This is a genomic window from Microvirga sp. RSM25 (genome assembly GCF_044784385.1).
GTDB lineage: Bacteria > Pseudomonadota > Alphaproteobacteria > Rhizobiales > Beijerinckiaceae > Microvirga > Microvirga tunisiensis.
The window spans coordinates 2,784,585-2,803,020 of sequence record NZ_CP173039.1 but is presented as its reverse complement, the minus strand read 5'-3'; the positions used below and the strand labels follow the sequence as shown (position 1 = coordinate 2,803,020).

The following is an 18,436-nucleotide window of genomic DNA, read 5'->3' as shown; positions in this document are numbered from 1 at the left end:
CCATGGAGCGGAGCCGTTCGCAGCGAACGCGCCCTATGGGATTGAGGAGAGCGATGCGGAACTGGAAATATGTGATTGCTGCGGCTGCCATCGGCCTTGCAGTCTTCCTGCTCTACCGCACGCTGAGCCGCTACAGCTTGGACCAGCTGATCGCCGCCGTCACTGCCGTGCCCATGCCAAGGCTCTTGGGTGCTGCCGGGTTCGCCGCTGCGAGCTACCTGTCCCTGACTTTCTTCGATTATCTGGCCCTGCACTATGTGAAGCGGTCGCTGCCTTACCCGAAGGCGGCCTTGGCCTCCTTCACCGCGTTGTCTCTTGGTCACAACATCGGATTGGCCGCCTTGAGCAGCGGCGCGGTCCGCTACCGTTTCTACAACCGCTGGGGATTGAAGACGGGCGAAGTCGCCAAGGTGATCGTCTTCTGCGGCATCACCGTCGGGCTCGGCCTCCTGGTCCTGGGTGGCGCGGCGCTTTTGCTGCGCACCGGGCTGGCGGTGGAGATCACCGGGCTCACGCAGCCGGTCGTCATCGCCTTGGGCATCGGCTGCCTTGGGCTTCCCGCCTCGTACCTGGTCCTGTCGGCCTTCGTACGGCGGCCTCTGAAGATCAGGCGATGGACGCTCGAGATGCCGCCTCTTCGGCTTGCCATCGGACAGGTTCTGATCGGCTCCATCAACTTCGCATTCGTGGCGGCCTGCCTGCATCAGGCGCTCGCGGCCGTTGCCGAGGTGGCCTATCCGGGCGTGGCGTCCGTCTATGTGATCGCCAACGCGACGGCCCTCGTCAGCCACGTTCCCGGTGGTCTGGGGGTCATCGAAAGCGTGGTCATGTATCTGCTGCCGCAGAAGGATCTGATCGGGCCTCTTCTGGTGTTCCGGTTCGTCTATTTCCTCGTGCCGCTCGGCTTGGGAAGTATCCTGCTTGCGGTGACGGAACTGTTCTACCGCCGGAGGAGCAGCGCTTACCAGGCCGGTGCCGGAATGGAGGCGAAGGCCTGAGATCACTCCTTGCGACGCCGGAACAGTGAGAGAGGCTCGAAGGGTTCGAGCGGATCCAGAAGTCCCGTGCCCGTTGCCGGCACATCCGGGCCGTCGTCCGACATGGCCCCGAACGGGCGAAGGCCACGAAGGCCGGTATTGAGCCGCTCGATGGCCGCGATGACGGACCCGCCGTTGCCGTCGATAGCCCTGCCGAATGTCTCCGGATCGACCTCCAGATGCTCCGCGATCAGGCGGTCCCGAAGCCGGATGATGGTTTGGCGCATCTCCTCCGTCGTGGCCTCGATGGCGGCATCGCATTCGCTGTCGAGCCCGATCGACCTGTTGTTCAGGTTCGAGGAGCCGATGCGGAGGAACACGTCATCGACGATGATGAGCTTGGAGTGGATCAGAACCTGGCATTCCCCGCCCTCTCCATTGGGAATGACGGGGTAATAGACCCGCAGCCGGTCATGATGGTCGGATTTGCGCAGGCGGCGGATCAGCCGGTCGCGATTGGTGCCCATGACAAGCTCCTCGGCCCAGCCGTGGGACTCGTGGGTCTGGATGACGACGATTTCGGGGCCGTCAGGATCGGCGAGGTGCCGTTCCAGAACGTTGCCCACATAGGGTGCCGTCATGTATTGCGCTTCGATGTAGATCGTCTTCCGCGCCGCCGAGAGTGCGTCGAAGGTCAGGGCCGCCGCCTCGTTGGCGGCAGGCTGTTCTCCCCAGGCCGGATAGGTGCGGGCGATGGCAATCGGCGCATTGCGAAAATCCGGCGCGAGGCTGGGCGGCCAAGGGTCGGATCCGCTCGGAGAAGGCATGAGCTCCTCGCCCGTCGCAAACTTCCAGCGTTCATAGCCCACTTCGGCAATGGACCGCGCAGCGTCGCCGTCCACGGCCATCTGAAGATCGTGAACCGGTTCGTAGATGCTTCCATCGTCCTTCAGCCGGGTCAGGTCGTTACAGGCATGGCGATGAGTGTCCCAGCGCTCGACGGTCAGGTCCATGCCTCCGACGAAGGCCAAGCTGTCGTCGATGCACACGATCTTCTGGTGATGGGCCGCATAGAGCGGATGATGTGTGTCGAGCTTGAGCTGCAGGCGCGGATGGTTCTGCCAGTCGGCCCCAAAGATCAGCGGACCCGGCGCGCCCGGCGCATGGACGACGGCGACGCTCCACACGAGGATCCTGACTTCGAGACCGGGCCGCTCCTCGACGAGCGAGCGGAGCAGGGGGCCGAGCGGCGGCGAGTCCTCGGCGGGGACGTCAGGGCGCAGGCGGATGCTGCCGTCGAAATCCCAGCCGATGATGAGGATCGAGCGCTGGGCTTTCCGCAGAGCAGCTTCGAGATGGGCGAAGTAGGGAGCCCCGTCGATCAGAACACTTGCTCTGTCGGCCTGAGCCACGCGCCAGCAGTTCCGCCCCGGATGCAGAATGGGGCCTGCAGGCGATCGCACCGCCTGGCGGGCGATGTCGGGTGCTTGCCGGCTCGTCGTTTCTTCCAGAAGTTGCACGTCAGCCATGTTCTCAAACGGAATATCTTACCAACCGGGGACTGAAGCCAAGGTTCCGGGTGGAAACAGAGCAGGGTTAAAGCGTTGGCCCCGGTGGATCCAGCCCCAGCCAGGCCTGTGCGGTGGACTGCAATTCATCCCTTGGGATTTGGTGAAGCCTCGTGTTCGACTGGATTGTCAGCCTCATCGATAAGGCCGGATATGTCGGCATTGCTCTCCTCATGCTCCTGGAGAATATCTTCCCTCCGATCCCCTCGGAGGTGATCATGCCGCTGGCGGGCTTTTCGGCAGCCAAAGGAACGCTCAGCTTCGCCGGAGTGGTGATTTCGGGGACGATCGGTTCGCTCGCGGGAGCCTATTTCTGGTTCCTGATCGGCCGCTGGATCGGCCCGAAACGCCTGAAGCGGTTTGCCGGCCGGCACGGGCGCTGGCTCACGCTGCATCCCGATGAAGTCGAGCAAGCCAGGGCCTTCTTTGCCCGCTATCAGATCATGGCGCTGTTCCTGGGCCGCCTGATTCCGGCCATTCGCTCCCTCATCTCCGTCCCAGCCGGTGTGAACTGCATTCCGATCTCCACCTTCCTTCTGTGGAGTTCGCTTGGAACGGCTCTATGGACGCTTCTGCTGACCAGTGCCGGGTATCTGCTGCAGAGCCAATACGAGCGGGTCTCGGAATGGCTGAATCCGGTTTCGAACGTGATCTTTGCCGGATTGGCGATCTGGTACGCGTACAGGGTCATCCGTTTCAAGGCACCGGAGGCCTCCTGATCCAGGTCGATGAAATCTTCATCTGGAAACGCTTCAACTCTGGGCAAACATTTGCCGCAGATTCGGAGTGCAGCCGTTGCTATTCACGGGAACTGCCTAATAATTTACACAGTTCATATCCGACGAACGCGTAATCTTGTGACGGGACGTGAGACCGGCTCACTTGGCGTATCGTCTGGGCGAGGCATGGCAGCACGATTGAAGGGTGATCATGGACAAGGAACTCGAAGAAAGAATCCGTGAGCGGGCATATGAGCTTTGGATGCGGCACGGGAGCCTCCCAGGCCAAGCCGATGAATATTGGTATCAGGCCGAGCGGGAGATCGTTGGGAAACGCGATCAGGATGCCGACACGCAGGCCGCACCCCTCATCGATCCCGCGCCTTTGGGCATGACGAGCATGACGGTGGACGAAACACTCTCCAGCCCGGCGGTGCCGAAGACCCGCAAGAAACGCAGCCCCGTCGCCGCGCCTGAAGGAGGCGAGACGCCGGTCGAGGCTCCGAAGCGCAGGCGCTCGACCCGCGTGACCTGATCGAACGCTATGACGTGAGCCTTCGACCCATGCGGCCGGAGGCTCAAGGGGCAGGAGCAAAACTGACGCCGGAACACATAAGCGCGAACTTGCGGCCGGTTTCAGCGTCTACAGAACGGGGCAGGTGGCTGCCGTTGATGTGAGGACCCGGTCTTGCCGAATTCCAGCGTTTCCTACGCACCTCTCTCCCGCCATGCGATGGCATATGTTCTGGCCGGTGGCCGCGGCAGCCGATTGATGGAGTTGACGGATATCCGTGCCAAGCCCGCGGTTTATTTCGGCGGGAACACGCGGATCATCGACTTCGCGTTGTCGAATGCATTGAACTCCGGCATCAGGCGCATCGGAGTAGCGACTCAGTATAAGGCGCATAGCCTCATTCGCCATCTCCAGCGCGGCTGGAACTACTTCCGGGCAGAGCGGAACGAGAGCTTCGACATTCTGCCGGCGAGCCAGCGCGTGTCCGAGACCATGTGGTACGAGGGCACGGCCGACGCGGTGTATCAGAACATCGATATCATCTCGAGCATCGACCCCGAATACATCATCATTCTTGCAGGCGACCACGTCTACAAGATGGACTACGAGATCATGCTCCGGCAGCACGTGGACATGGGAGCCGATGTCACCGTCGGGTGTCTCGAGGTGCCGCGCATGGAAGCGACCGGCTTCGGCGTGATGGCCGTCGACGAGACGGACCGCATCATCTCGTTCCTCGAAAAGCCTGCCGATCCTCCCGGGATGCCCGACAATCCAAACATGGCGCTGGCGAGCATGGGCATCTACGTCTTCAACACGAGGTTTCTCTTCGAGCAGTTGCGGCGCGACGCGGAAACTCCCGGCTCGAACCGGGACTTCGGCAAGGACATCATCCCCTATCTGGTTCAGCACGGAAAAGCGGTCGCGCACCGCTTCACGCGCTCCTGCGTCCGCTCGGGCGCCGAAGCCGGCGGCAGCGATGCGGAGGCCTATTGGCGGGACGTGGGCACAGTCGATGCCTATTGGGAGGCCAATATCGATCTCACGGCGATCGTTCCGTCTCTCGACCTCTATGACCGAGACTGGCCGATCTCGACCTTCTCCGAGACATGGCCGCCGGCGAAGTTCGTTCACGATGAAGAAGGCCGGCGCGGACACGCCATCAACTCGCTGGTCTCGAGCGGCTGCATCGTCTCCGGTGCCGCCCTGCGCCGGTCCCTCGTGTTCACGGCCGTGCATCTGCATTCCCACGCCGATGTGGAGGGGGCCGTCATTCTTCCCTTCGTCGAGATCGGCCGCAACGCCCGGCTGAAGAACGTGGTGATCGACCGAGGCGTGCGCATTCCGGACGGGTTGGTGGTCGGTGAGGATCCCGAAAAGGACGCCCAGCGGTTCCGCCGCACCGACAAGGGCATCTGCCTCATCACGAAGCCGATGATCGAGAGATTGGAAGAATGACGCCTCTGAACGTCCTGTCGGTCACGTCAGAGGTCTTTCCCATCATCAAGACAGGCGGATTGGCCGATGTGGCCGGAGCCCTGCCGTCTGCGCTGGCGCAGGAGGGCGTGACGGTCGTCACGCTCGTGCCAGGCTATCCGGCCGTGCTGAAGGCTCTGGAACGCCCCGAAGTCCTGCATCAATATCCCGGCTTCTTCGGCGGAACGGCGCGTCTTCTGTCCGGCAGGGCAGGAGACCTCGACCTCTTCGTCATCGATGCTCCCCATCTCTTCGAGCGTTCTGGTTCACCCTATCTTGCGTCGAACGGCCGGGACTGGCCAGACAATGCCCGGCGTTTTGCGGCGCTCGGGCGGGCTGCGGCCGATATCGGACAGGGACTGACTCCAGGGTTCGTCCCCGATGTCATTCATGCCCATGACTGGCAGGCGGGCTTGGTGCCGGTTTATTTGAGTCTCTCCGACGGCCCGCGCCCCGGCACGGTCATCACCATTCACAACATCGCTTTCCAGGGCATCTTCCCGGCCGATCTTCTCTTCGAGCTCGGCCTGCCCACCAGTGTCTTCACCGTGGACGGGGTCGAATATTACGGACAGATCGGCTTTCTGAAGGCCGGCCTGCAGCTTGCGGACCGCATCACGACCGTGTCCCCGACCTATGCCAAGGAGATCCAGACGCCCGAGGGCGGAATGGCACTCGACGGATTGCTGCGCGCTCGCTCGAACATCGTGTCCGGTATTCTCAACGGCATCGATGACAAGGTGTGGGATCCCTCGACGGATGCGCATCTTGCGCGGCCTTATGACCGCGACAACCTCGCGGCACGGGCGGACAACAAGAGGGCGCTGCAGGAGCGCTTGGGGCTGAAACCCGATCCCGAGGCGCTCCTGTTCGGTGTCGTCAGTCGCCTGTCGGAGCAGAAAGGCCTCGACCTCGTGCTTGCGGGCCTCTCGCGGCTGCTCGCGGACGGAGCGCAACTGGCGCTGCTCGGAGCGGGGGACAAAGCGCTCGAGGACAGCTTCCAAACCGCGCGCATCGTCTATCCCGGTCAGGTCGGCTGCTTCGTCGGGTATGACGAAGCGCTGGCTCACCAGATTCAAGGCGGAAGCGATGCGCTTCTCGTGCCTTCGCGGTTCGAGCCCTGTGGCCTCACTCAGCTCTGCGCCATGCGTTATGGGAGCATCCCCATCGTCGCGCGGGTAGGCGGGCTGGCCGACACGATCATCGACGCCAACGAGATGGCCATCGCCACCGGTGCCGCGACAGGTTTCCAGTTCGGACCCGTCAATCTCGGCGCGGCTCTGGATGCGTTCGATCGGGCGAAGAACCTGTGGCGCGACAAGAGTGCCTGGCAGCGCCTGCAGGAGAATGGCATGGGAGCCGATGTGAGCTGGCATCGCGCGGCGAGGCAATACGCCAATCTCTATCGCTCCCTTCGCTCCCTTCGCTCGCCCTAGGGCATCGGAGAAAAAGGGCCCCAGTTTTTGGGTGCGCTCCCCATCATGCTCCAGGTTTGAAGGCGTTCCGGCCCATTTGTGTCATCACCGGTCTTGTGCCGGTGATCCCGATTGGAAAGCACGGCTCTTTTCAGCATCGGGATGGCCGGGACAAGCCCGGCCATGACGGGGAAGGGGGGATAACTGTCCTGAAACGTCTCCTGGCCCAATGTACGCAGCCGAAGGCCTGCGTCGGTGAATGATGGATTCAGTTTTTGCACGATGCGCCCGTCAGGCGCTTTTCCTCTTCTCCGGTTTCCGCTGCTTCTCCGGTTTCAGCTGGAAGAGAAGCAGGGAATGGGCGGTCACAGTATATTCCTTGCCGAACCGGAATTCGGTGGGCGCCTCCAGATCGGGCTGATTGGTGTCGATGTGGCACATCCAGGCTTCGCCGCCGATCACTTCCGGCAATGTGCACTTCACCACATCATGATGCGCATTCAGGATGAGCAGAAGGGTCACGTCCGTGCCGCGACGGCGGATGCCGGTCGGTTGGGCGCGGCCGTCGAGCAGGATGCTGATGCAACGGGCATTCGGGTCCTGCCACTGCTCCGGCGTCATCTCGTCACCGGCCGGCGTGAGCCATGTCACATCCTTGACGTCGAGTTCCTCGTTGTAGACACCCGACAGGAACCGGCCTCTGCGTAGAATGGGAAGATCCTGACGCAGCTGGATGAGCTTGCGGGTGAATTCGAGAAGCTCGATGCCGTCCTCGTCGATGCCCTCCCAATCGATCCAGGATATCTCGTTGTCCTGGCAATAGGCATTGTTGTTGCCCTCTTGGGTACGCGCAAACTCGTCGCCCGCGAGCAACATGGGCGTTCCTTGCGAGAAGAGCAGCGTGGCGAGCATGTTGCGCATCTGGCGCAGCCGCAGCGTGCGGATCTTCGGATCGTCCGTCGGGCCTTCCGCGCCGTAGTTGAAGGACAGGTTGTGATCGTGCCCGTCCTTGTTGTCCTCTCCATTGGCCTCGTTGTGCTTCTCGTTATAGGAGACGAGATCGTTCAACGTGAAGCCGTCATGGGCGGTGATGAAGTTGACGGAGGCCCACGGCCTGCGTCCGCGCTTGTTGAAAATATCCGCCGATGCGGTGAGGCGGGAAGCAAGCTCCGGCAGTTTCCCTTCCTCGCCTTTCCAATAGGCCCGCACCGTGTCGCGATACCGGTCGTTCCATTCCGCCCATCCGGGCGAGAAGCGGCCGACCTGATAGCCGCCGGGGCCGCAATCCCATGGCTCCGCGATGAGCTTGACCTGACTGAGCGCAGGATCCTGACGGCAGGTATCGAGAAAGCGCCCGTCCTCGTCGAACCCATGCGGTTCGCGGCCGAGAATGGTTGCAAGATCGAAGCGGAAACCGTCGATCTGCATCTCCTGCGCCCAATAGCGCAAGGAGTCCGTCACCATCTGCAGCACGCGGGAATGGCTGAGATTGACCGTGTTTCCGGTGCCGGTGTCGTTGATGTAGTAGCGTTTGTCCGGCGCAAGCCTGTAATAGGACGCGTTGTCGATCCCCTTGAAGGACAGGGTCGGCCCAAGCTCGTTGCCTTCGGCCGTGTGGTTGTAGACCACGTCCAGGATCACCTCGATCCCGGCGTCGTGAAGATGGCTCACCATCTCCTTCACTTCGTTTACGAAGGGGGTCGCGAGATAGCGCGGCTGCGGCGCGAAATAGCCGATCGTGTTGTAGCCCCAGTAGTTTCGCAGCCCCTTTTCGATGAGGTAGCTGTCGTCCACGAAGGCATGGATAGGCAGCAGCTCGATGGCGGTGACGCCGAGGTTCTTGATGTACTCGATCACCTCATGCTGCATGAGCCCCGAGAAGGTGCCGCGCAGCTCCCTGGGAACTGCCGGGTGCTGCATGGTGAAGCCACGAAGATGCGTCTCATAGAAGATCGTGCGCTCCCATGGAGTCTGCGGCCGGCGCATGCGCCCCCACGTGAAGGCCGATTCCACGACACGGCACTTAGGCATGAAGCGCGCGCTGTCTCGCTTGTCGAAGGACAGGTCGGCATCCGGTGAGCCGATGGTGTAGCCGAACAGGGCCGGGTTCCAGACCAGATCGCCTATGAGCTGCCGAGCATAGGGATCAAGCAGGAGCTTGTTAGGATTGAAGCGGTGGCCGTCCTTAGGCTCGTAGGGACCGTAAACGCGATAGCCGTAGGTCGTGCCGGGCCGCGCATCCGGCAGATAGCCATGCCAGACCTCATCCGTGTATTCCGGCAGCTCGACCCGCTCCAGTTCGTTGCGGCCTTCGAGATCGAACAGGCAGAGTTCGACCTTCGTGGCATTGGCGGAGAAGATGGCGAAGTTGACGCCCAGCCCATCCCAGGTCGCTCCGAGCGGGTAAGGCAAACCCTCGCGCACTCGGGATGTGCGCCTCACGTTCGGAGCAACGATCTGAGTTGCCGAGAACTCACGGGTATCGACTTTATCGTTCATCTAGAATCTCAAAAAACAAGCGGAGCAAAATGTTCATTCGTTCAACGCACGAGCTTGCGGGAAGTCCCGTGCAAGCGGAACTATATGTTCGCTCTAGAGCCGCCAGAGTCGAGGACAAGAATGACCGTCGCCAGCGGCGGGATCGTGACGGTGAGCGAGCATGGCTGGCCGTGACTCGGCGTGTCCTCGGCCATCACACCGCCGAGATTGCCCACGTTGCTGCCGCCATATTGGACGGCATCCGTATTGACCGCCTCGCGATAGAAGCCCGGCAGCGGAACACCGATGCGATATGTTTCACGTGGAACGGGCGTGAAATTCGACACGACAATGGCAAGGGCTTTTTCATCATCTCCGCGCCGCGCCCAGGCAATGACGCTGTTGTCGCGATCGTCGGCCACGAGCCACTCGAATCCCTTTGCCTCGCAGTCGCGTTCATGCAGGGCGGGAATGGACTGGTAAGCGTGGTTCAGGTCTCCGATCAGAGTCTGAACGCCCTTGTGGAAGGAATCGTCAAGAAGATGCCAGTCGAGGCTCTCATCGTGATTCCATTCCCGCTCCTGGGCGAATTCGCCGCCCATGAACAGGAGCTTCTTGCCGGGATGTCCCCACATGAAGCCGAAATAGGCGCGGAGATTGGCAAATCGCTGCCACCGATCGCCCGGCATCTTATTGAGGAGAGACCCCTTGCCGTGAACGACCTCGTCGTGGCTCAGCGGCAGGATGAAGTTTTCCGAAAAGGCGTAGAGCAGACCGAAGGTCAGATCGTGATGGTGGTAGCGTCGGAAGACTGAATCCTTGCTGATGTAGCGAAGGGTGTCGTGCATCCAGCCCATGTTCCATTTGAATCCGAAGCCGAGACCTCCCGTATAGGTCGGCTGCGATACGCCCGGCCAGGCTGTGGATTCTTCCGCGATGGTGACGGCGCCCGGCGAGGTGGCATAGGCGACCTCGTTCATCTTGCGGATGAAGTCGATGGCGCCGAGATTCTCGTTGCCGCCGTAGCGGTTGGGAATCCATTCGCCCGACTTGCGCGAATAATCGAGGTAGAGCATGGAAGCGACAGCATCGACCCGTAATCCGTCGAGATGATAGCGCTCCAGCCAGAAGCGGGCATTCGCCACGAGGAAGCTCATCACCTCCTGGCGTTCGAAATTATAGATGTAGGTGCCCCAATCCTGGTGAAAACCCAGGCGCGGATCGGCATGTTCATAAAGATGCGTCCCGTCGAAATAGGACAATCCGTGCGGATCGTTGGGGAAATGCGCCGGCACCCAATCGAGAATGATGCCGATCCCGGCCGCGTGCGCCGCCTCGACGAAAGCCGCGAAATCCTCCGGCGTACCGAAACGGCTCGTCGGCGCATAAAGTGAAATGGGCTGATAGCCCCACGAGCCGTCGAACGGATATTCGGTGATCGGCAGAAGTTCGATATGCGTGAAGCCGAGATTCTTCACGTAGGGAATGAGCCGCACGGCCAATTCGCGATAGGTCAGATAGCGATTGCCTTCCTCGGGAACGCGGGCCCAGGAGCCGAGATGGCACTCGTAGATCGACATCGCCGCCTTGCGGTGGTTCTGCGTGGACCGCGAGGTCATCCAATCCGCGTCCTGCCAGTCGAATGTCGGGGTGCCCTTGAGAATGGAGGCTGTTGCCGGCGGGTGCTCCGCTGCAAAGGCGATGGGATCGGCCTTGAGGGCGAGAAGATTGCCATGAAGGCCGATGATCTCGAACTTGTAGCGCTGATCCGGCGTGACATCCGGGATGAACAGCTCCCAGATCCCGCCTTCATGGCGGCGGCGCATAGGATGGCACCGCCCGTCCCAGGAATTGAAGTCGCCTACCACGCTCACCCGGCGGGCATTGGGCGCCCAGACGGTGAAGAGAAAGCCCTGGATCCCTCCTAAGTCGAGAAAATGCGCGCCTAGCTTCGTATAGACGGCATCGCTCGTGGGATCGCCGATCCGCATGAGATCGTCGTGGGAGAGGAAGGTGCCGAAGCTGTAGGCATCGTGTCGAATCTCGGTGTTGCCCTGCCTCTCGATCCGCAGCCTGTAGTCCGGTCGTGCCGTGGCGCGGAACGAGGCCACGAGAAGGCCGTCCGGAGGCGTCCGTTCCATCACGCCGAGAACGGTCTCTCCATCACGGTCCAGCACTGTCACGGCATCCGCATCCGGCAGGATGGCGCGGATCTCCCACAGGCCGGGCGAAATCTCGTGAGGGCCGAGGACGGAGAAGGGATCGCCCGAATTGACGATTTCGGCAACCGGTGGCGGCTCCGCCGGGCGCGGCGGTGCGCTCTGCGATCCACGACGGCGCTGATCCATTCGGATATCCCCCTTCATATGCTGTCCTATAGACGCCACCGGCGCGGTATGCCCCGGCGATCCGTTACGATCCTTTTAGAGATTTCATTATGGAGCAGGTCCTAGCTCGGACCAGAAGCAGCGAGGCCCGCTAAAGACTGTTGCGACAATCTTTGTTAACGCGCAGCGCCTCCGTCTCCGTCGCACTTGAGGACGGCAAAGGGGAGGGTGCTCACAAGCCCCGCAATCATTTGTTGCTCCGAGTCAATGAGAATATCCTCTCCTGTCAGTACGTTCCGCCAGCGTCCATGGGGCAGGGTAACCGTCGTCTCTCTCCAAGTTGCTTGATCGAGGGACAGGCCGTCCCTGTCAGTCAGATCGCGCCAGTGACGCGGCACGATGACGGCAAGAGCGCCTTCGCCATGCTGCCTGATGTAGCCAAGCAGGTGAGCCGCCCGCTCGCCTCCGATCGACAAAGGCCGGTAATCGCCCTCGGCATAGAGGGCGGGCGATGCGGCACGATCATGAAGCAACCGCGAGAGGATGTGCTGCTTGATCCGCCCATCGGGCCAATTCCTCATCGGACCCGCGGGAGGCTCATCCGTGCCGAGAGCCTCGATGCGAGCTCTGTAATCCACGGGCCGTCTGTTGTCCGGATCGACGAGGGAAAAATCCCAGAACTCGGTGCCCTGATAGATGTCAGGCACGCCCGGCAGCGTCATTTTCAGGATGGTCCGTGAGAGACCCTTTAGCATGCCAAGAAAGGAGAGGCGTCGGGCAAGGGGCTGGAAGCGATCAAGGAAAAGGTTTTTCGGATCGAGCAGGGCATGCAGGAGCTTGAGGGCTGCTTCCTCATAGGCCTCGTTCGGAGCAACCCAGCTCGTATGCCGCTTGGCTTCCCGGAGAGCCTTGGTGAGGTAGCCCTCCATGCGCTCCTGAAAAGCGGTGAGCTGCTTACGGTCAGATCCTTCCAGAAGCTCCAGGGGCCAGGCACCGAGAAGCGCCTGGAGCAGGATCACCTGATCGTTGGCGTCGGGCGCGGGGGCGCCATTCACTTCGGACAGGTGAGGGGCGGCAGTCTCCCGCCAGAGATCGAGAGCCTGCACCCATTCCTCCGGCATCTCCGAGAGGGCGAGCAGGCGGGCCCGTGCATCCTCGCCGCGTTTGGTATCATGCGTCGCGGTGGCGATCATCGCGTGCGGCCAGTTGCGGGCGCGGTCCGCATTCGCCTGGTGAAAGGCTTCCGGCGAGAGACCGAACTGGCCCGGGTCGCCGCCGACTTCGTTGAGCGCGATCAGGCGGCCATAGCGATAGAACAGGGTGTCTTCCAGGCTCTTGGCCATGACGGGACCTGTGAGCTGCTGAAACCGCCGTCGGAAGCGGCGGATATCGGTCGGATCGCCGACCACCTTGCCGAGAAGGGCAGAGGCGATGAAATCGTGCACGCTGCGGTCGGGCAGGCTGCTGGATTGTTGCGCCGCCTGGATCGTCTCCTCGATCAATCGCGCATCCTCTGCTGCCGGTTCCGCGTCGCGGAGATAGCTGCGATAGACTGGAAGGGCCGCGATGATCTCGATAAGGGCCTGGCGCAGGGTTAAAGCCGTATAGTCCCGCGTTCGCCGGTTGGCGTCGGCGATTTTCTTGATGTCCGAGACCAAAACCTCCAGCTCGCTGGCGAAATTCTTGTCGGTGATCTCGATCTTGGCCTGTTTCAACAACGCGTCATAGGCGCCCTCAAGGCGCGAGGCGTCCCGATAGATGCGCTCGAACGTATCGCCTGCCTCCGCATTTACCATCACACCGTCGATCAGGTTGAGCACATCGTAGCCCGATGTTCCGGCAACGGGCCAGGGACGCAATCCCTCGCCCGGCTCCAGAATCTTCTCGACCGCCACAAAGAATCCCGGTCCCACCTTCTGCTGGAGGGCATGGGTATAGCCCTCCGGGTCGGCGAGGCCATCGATATGGTCGATGCGCAAACCGTGGACGAGGCCTTCATCCACGAGACGGAGAATGAGCTCGTGCGTCTTCTCGAAAACCTCCGGGATCTCGACCCTTATGCCGGCCAGGGTGTTGACGTCGAAGAAGCGGCGGTAGTTGATGTCGCTCGATGCTACGCGCCAGTAAGAGAGGCGGTAGGCCTGCGCTTCCAGGAGACGGTGCAGGGTGTTGAAGCTCTCTGGACGGCTCGAAGCGCCATTGATGATCGCGACGGCGCTGTCGATGGCCTTCCGTAAAGCTGGCGCAGCAGCGACCGCTTGAGCGAGTTCGCGCTTTATCTGTTCCGCCTCTTCCGGTGGAGAGATGCAATCCGCTAGCACCCGCAGGCGCTCGGTGAGGGTGCGTAGATCGCCAGACTTTGCCTGATCATTGAGGGCGGCCAGCGCGAAATCGAGTACGATCGGGTAGGTCGTCGGACAGATCGGGAAGCGGTGCTCCCAATGCCAGACGCTGAACGAGCCTTCCGCCGGATCGAATTTCAGTTGGAGTTCGCCTCTCTCCAGGACTTCCCCGTAGAGGCCGCCCAGGGATGGGACGATCAGCTTGCCATCGGCGCCGGGGCGCTCCCAATCGATGTCGAAAGCCTTGGCCACGGGTGAGAGCGGGCCCCATTCCAGCACCGAGAGCCACCAGCCATTGTCCTTCCCGCCCACGCCCATATGGTTGGGCACGATGTCGAGCAGGAGCTTGAGGCCGTGCTCCTTCAGGGCCTCCGAGAGGCGGCGGAAGCCTTCCTCGCCTCCGAGTTCCGGGTTGATAGTTGAATGGTCGACGATGTCATAACCATGGGTAGAACCTGGCGCGGCCGTCTGGATCGGCGAGGAATAGACGTGGCTGATGCCGAGCTTCGCCAGATAGGGCACGATCTTCACCGCATCGTCGAAGGTGAAGTCCTTGTGGAATTGAAGTCGGTAGGTGGCCCGCGGTGGCGGGGAGGCGAGGGTATTTCGACGGGAGCGGACGTCCCGTCCTTCCTCTGCCAGAGCGACGGAGAGCTTGAGCATCAGGCTTCCGGGCGAGGTGATGGTTTCAATCGTGTTCGACAGGCGCCGGCGCCAGTTGGGATGTCCCACATCCATGCCCGGCATGTTGGGCTGGTTCAGCTCGCCCGAAGCATCCTCGATCTGCAGGCCCGTGAGTACCGAGGATGTGCGGGCGAGATAGCGCACGGTTTCTTCAAGCGGCGGCGTCTCCGGAATCTGAGACGAGGGCAGGAGACCTTCCTCAGCCAGAGCTTTCGTCAGGTGGTGTTTGTCGGCGCGGCTCTCGCGATGCGCTCGCTGGCGGCCTGTGCCGGCTCGAAGATGCCGAGCGTCTGGCGCAGGTCGATGTCGAGGCCGCGCCACCATCCGGTGAAGGTCGGCAGGTCATGGGTGGTGAGGACGGCCAGGGCCGAGCGGGGATATTGCTCCGGCGTCTTGAAGGCCGATCCGTCCCGCTCGAAGGGCAGCACCCGATAGCTGAGGACACCGGAATCCATGATGGCATCGGAGAAGCCCTGCGGCGCCGTGCCGAGATCCTCCGCGATCACGAGGCAGCGGGCGCGGTGACTCTCCACGCGCAGGACCGCGAGCATCGCCTCGAACGGGTAATCGACATAAGCGCCCTGGGAGGCGGGAGCCCCGGAGGGAATCAGAAACAGGCGTTGCAGCTGGAACGCGTGGTCGATCCGGATGGCGCCCGCATGGCGCATATTGGCCGAGACGAGATCGCGGAAAGCGGCAAGGCCCTGCTCCTCCAGGGTGAGCGGGTTGAAGGGCGGCAGACCCCAATCCTGGCCCTGCGGTCCAAGCGGATCCGGAGGCGCTCCGATGGACAGTTTCGGGGCATAGCGCTCCGGCGTCGCCCAGATCTCGGAGCCACCACCATCGGCACCCACGGCGAGATCGCGATAAAGGCCGACGGGGAGGCCGGCGGCACGAGCCCGCTCGGCGGCCTCGCCCAGTTGAGCGTCCGCCAGCCATTGCAGCCAGCCATGGAAGGTTACGCGCTCGGTATGGTCCAAGCGGAAGCGCCTGACCGCTACGGAATGGACGGAGCGATACTCCTCCGGCCATTCTCCAACCCAGAACCGACCCTGCTCCCGAAGATGCTCGAAGAGCGCCTCGAAAGTGGCGTGCGCTTCCAGGGCTTCGCCGCCGGCTCGCCGGAAGGCTTCGAAGGCGTGGTGGTCTCCCGAGCCCTGGAAATGCCTCCAGACGGCCTCCAGAAGCGGGCGCTTGATGGACCAGACCTCGGCATAATCGATGAGCTGAGCGCTTCGCAGCCGTGCCAGACGCTCCTGCATGCTTGGATCGTCGAGAAGCGCTTGAGCGCCGCTCTCAGCGAAACCTGCAACCGATGTCGGGTCGATGTAGATCGGTTCGAGAAACAGGCGCGAGGATGGGGAATAGGGCGATATCTTGGAGCGATCCGACGCGAAGAGCGCGTGAACGGGGCTGAGTCCGAGGAACGCCCCGCCGAGGCGGCCGACGTTCTCGGCGAAGAGCGCCACATCGGAATAGTCGCCGATGCCGAAATCGCGTTCCGAGCGGAGCGAGTAGATCTGAGCCGTCGCGCCCCACAGCCTTGCCTCTCCTTGGAAGGCTTCGGGCTCCCAGCATCGGGGTGGCGCCGCGATGACGGTCGTCTCCTGATCGCCGAGCCGGAGCCGGTGATAGCCTGTCGGCAGGGCGGGGAGGTCCAGGGCGCGGTTGTCCCCGGCGAGACGCCCTTCATGGACCGCGCCGTCCTCTTCAATCAGGATCCATCCCGGCTGACCGGGAGAAGCGCGGAAATCGATCGTCCAGGGTTTATCCGCATCGACCGTGATGACAGCCGGGATCGGGCCCTTTTTCAGACGCTCGAGGCGGGCGAGGCTCTCCCGTGCGCCGGACTCGGACGAGATGTCGAGTCCGAGTGCAGCCAGCAGCGCTTGCCGGGTTGCCGAGCTTGTCTGAACGCTCCTGCCGAAAGCATCGGTGTAGTCAGGGGAAATACCGACAAGGGCGGCCATGCGCTCCAACAGAGCGTCCAGCTTGCTCATGCCGATTGTCCTTTCACGATGACACCCGACCAGGGTGGAAGTTGAAGATTTTTTCCATTCGCCTTGATGCCTTGGCTCGACCACAGCACGCGGGCATCGTCCTCGATGTCCCAGCTCATTGGATTGTCGCCGAAATTCGCAAGAACGCGAAGGGTGCCGTCAGTAAAGGTCCAGGTCACGTCGAGTGTGTTCTCCGGCGAGACATTATAATGCGAGCCCCGATATTGGCTCTTGAGAAGAGGAACGATGTCCGTCCGCCGCAGATTCAGCAGATGACGGGTCTGTGACAGAACCTCCCGATGGGGCGACCGATCGATCTCCGACCAGTCGATCTTGGATTGCTCGAACGTCTTTCGATCCGTTGGATCCGGGATCCTCTGCGACATCTCCGGATCCGTGAAGGCCTTGAAGCGCTTGAATTCGCCACGCCGCCCGTCCCGGACGGCTTTCGCCAGATCGGGATCGTTCTCGAAATCGACGAAGAACTGGAACGGGGTCGATGCCGCCCATTCCTCACCCATGAAGAGCAGCGGGATCTGTGGCGAGAGAAGAAAGATCGCCTGGGCGAGAGCGAGTCGCTCCGGTGGGATCAGATGAGACAGGCGATCGCCGAAGGCGCGGTTGCCGACCTGATCGTGATTCTGAAGGAAGGCCACGAAAGCTGCAGGCGGCAGATGGCCCGACGGTTCTCCGCGAACGATGCCGTCCTTGTGCGGCGATGGATCCCCCTGATAGGCGAAGCCTTCGGCGAGCGCCCGACCGAGGTGTTGGAGCGGCTTGTCGGCATAATCTTCGTAATATCCCTCGTTCTCGCCGGTCAGGAGGGCGTGCCAGGAATTGTGGATGTCGTCCGCCCATTGCGCCGTGTGAAGCTTCGGCGCCCGATTGCCGTCACGATCAAGCCAGCGCGCCTGGTTGGCCTCGTTCTCGAGCACGAGATGAATGTGGCGGTCGGGGATCGCCTGCCGGATGCGGCTCGCCAGTTCCTCGATGAAGTGAGGCTTGCCGTCATCGGTGATGGCATGGACCGCATCGAACCGCAGCCCGTCCAAATGATATTCCTCCAGCCAATAGAGCGCATTGTGGAAGAAGAAGTCGCGCACCGCGCGGCTGCCTTCGCCGTCCACGTTGATCCCGGCCCCCCACGGCGTCGGGTGGCGCTCGGTGAAGAAGGTCTTGGCATAGGCATGGAGATAGTTTCCGGACGGACCGAAATGATTGTAGACCACATCGAGGAATACCATGAGGCCAAGCTCGTGCGCGCGCTCGACGAGACGCTTGAGATCCTCCGGGCTGCCATAGGCTGCATCCGGCGCATAGGGCAGGACGCCGTCATAGCCCCAGTTGCGCCGGCCCGGGAACTCGCCGATCGGCATGAGTTCGATCGCCGTAATGCCAAGGTCGCGCAAACCGTCAAGCTTGCCCATCAAGCCCACATAGGTGCCCTCCGGCGTGGCTGTTCCCACATGGACTTCGTAAAGGACCGTTTCCTCCCAGGGGCGGCCCGTCCAGGAAGCATTGGACCATTCGTAGGATTGCGGATCGACCACGAGACTGAGATCGTGAACGTCATCGCTCTGAAAGCGGGACGCCGGATCGGGCACGACCAGGTCGCCATCGATCTTGTAGCCGTAGCGGCTTCCGGCCCGCGCCTCCTGTGAGACATGGCGGTACCACCCGTCCCGATCTGCGGTCAGCGGGCGTTCGGCGCCATCGAGCATCAGGCTCACCTCGCGCGCCGTCGGCGCCCACAAGGCAAAGCGAATACCATCGGAGGTTATCTCAGCCCCAAAGGGCATGGAGTGAACGCGCCGCATCGGATCCCCGGAAATCTTGAAGGAAAGCACTTGCGAACGAGAATGGTGAGGCAATGTTCCAGCATGGATCAAAAAAACAGCCAAGCTCGGATCTGATGCAACCGTAGCCATGCAATTGC

Annotated in this window: 9 protein-coding genes and 1 pseudogene; 5 read left to right on the top strand and 5 right to left on the bottom strand. The window is 62.1% G+C overall.

Annotated features, from left to right (window positions below):
• Nucleotides 1-53: 53 nt before the first annotated feature.
• Entirely contained in the window at nt 54-998 is a 945-nt protein-coding gene (locus ACD578_RS13340) for a UPF0104 family protein (protein WP_404285644.1), read from the top strand.
• Between the two features lie 2 nt (nt 999-1,000).
• On the opposite strand, the gene ACD578_RS13335 is transcribed toward ACD578_RS13340, so the two are convergent.
• On the bottom strand, nt 1,001-2,506 hold the full coding sequence (locus tag ACD578_RS13335) for a phospholipase D-like domain-containing protein (RefSeq protein WP_404285642.1): 1,506 nt from the start codon (nt 2,504-2,506) through the stop codon (nt 1,001-1,003).
• 152 nt (nt 2,507-2,658) lie between these two features.
• Between ACD578_RS13335 and ACD578_RS13330 the strand changes: the two genes are divergently transcribed.
• From ACD578_RS13330 to glgA, 4 genes are all read left to right on the top strand, one after another.
• The gene (locus ACD578_RS13330) at nt 2,659-3,264 is read left to right on the top strand and encodes a DedA family protein (protein ID WP_162002753.1); all 606 of its coding nucleotides are present in this window, start codon (nt 2,659-2,661) and stop codon (nt 3,262-3,264) included.
• 211 nt (nt 3,265-3,475) lie between these two features.
• Nucleotides 3,476-3,799, top strand: a complete 324-nt coding sequence (locus ACD578_RS13325; RefSeq protein WP_404285640.1) for a DUF2934 domain-containing protein — start codon at nt 3,476-3,478, stop codon at nt 3,797-3,799.
• Between the two features lie 153 nt (nt 3,800-3,952).
• A complete protein-coding gene (glgC, locus tag ACD578_RS13320; RefSeq protein ID WP_404285638.1) occupies nt 3,953-5,236 on the top strand; it encodes a glucose-1-phosphate adenylyltransferase in 1,284 nt (427 codons plus the stop codon).
• A complete protein-coding gene (gene glgA, locus ACD578_RS13315) occupies nt 5,233-6,690 on the top strand; it encodes a glycogen synthase GlgA (protein ID WP_404285636.1) in 1,458 nt (485 codons plus the stop codon). The genes glgC and glgA overlap by 4 nt, the downstream gene beginning before the upstream one ends.
• A 270-nt stretch (nt 6,691-6,960) precedes the next feature.
• On the opposite strand, the gene glgX is transcribed toward glgA, so the two are convergent.
• The 4 genes and pseudogenes from glgX to treZ form a co-directional block, all read right to left on the bottom strand.
• Entirely contained in the window at nt 6,961-9,168 is a 2,208-nt protein-coding gene (glgX, locus tag ACD578_RS13310) for a glycogen debranching protein GlgX (RefSeq protein ID WP_404285634.1), read from the bottom strand.
• 80 nt (nt 9,169-9,248) lie between these two features.
• Nucleotides 9,249-11,513, bottom strand: coding sequence for a 1,4-alpha-glucan branching protein GlgB (glgB, locus tag ACD578_RS13305; protein ID WP_404285632.1), 2,265 nt, complete (start codon nt 11,511-11,513; stop codon nt 9,249-9,251).
• 137 nt (nt 11,514-11,650) lie between these two features.
• Nucleotides 11,651-16,500, bottom strand: a pseudogene (locus ACD578_RS13300) (malto-oligosyltrehalose synthase).
• Nucleotides 16,497-18,317 (bottom strand): malto-oligosyltrehalose trehalohydrolase, encoded by a 1,821-nt coding sequence (gene treZ, locus ACD578_RS13295; RefSeq protein ID WP_404285630.1) that lies wholly within the window; start codon nt 18,315-18,317, stop codon nt 16,497-16,499. The pseudogene ACD578_RS13300 and the gene treZ overlap by 4 nt, the downstream one beginning before the upstream one ends.
• Nucleotides 18,318-18,436: the final 119 nt, after the last annotated feature.